General features: G+C 40.1%; 1 protein-coding gene. It reads right to left on the minus strand.

All coding sequences use genetic code 11. The features are described from left to right. Positions 1-15 precede the first annotated feature (15 nt). The coding region (locus A3763_RS17755) for an AraC family transcriptional regulator (RefSeq protein ID WP_156495152.1) at positions 16-553 on the minus strand (538 nt) is incomplete at its 5' end.

Here is a 553-nt window from a genome sequence, read left to right on the forward strand (position 1 = left end):
TAAAAATATTTCGTTTTACAAAGGCGCGTCCAGCCGCTTGCGCAATTCCTTACGGTAGTTTCTAGGCGAAACCTTCATAAGTTTCTTAAAGACGCGCGAAAAATAAAGCGCATCATCATACCCGAGTTGGTAAGCAATATCAGAAATACTTATGTTTGTTTGCTCAAGTAAAGAACATGCCTGCTCGATCTTCATGTTCGAAAAGTGTTTTAGCGGTGAAATACCAGTCAACTCATGATAGCGCCTGGAGAAGTGGTATTTAGAAACACAGCTAACATCTGCAAGATCAGCAAGACTTAGTGACTTGCCAATATTTTGTTGCATAAAATCCTGTGTCTTTTCGACACTTATACCACCATACTTTTTTGCATCTTCCATCACTGTATGTGCTGTTGAAATCAAAAGATGGCTCAAGAGGCTACTAACGTAGATATAAGAATCCAGGGTAAAACTCGAGCGAGCAATACCAATGAGCTCCCGAAAGCGAGCTAATGTCTGAACGTCATGAGCTTTAACAACTGAGGTATCAGATGCCTTAAATAAATAGCGGTAA

This window comes from Oleiphilus sp. HI0128 (assembly GCF_001635365.1).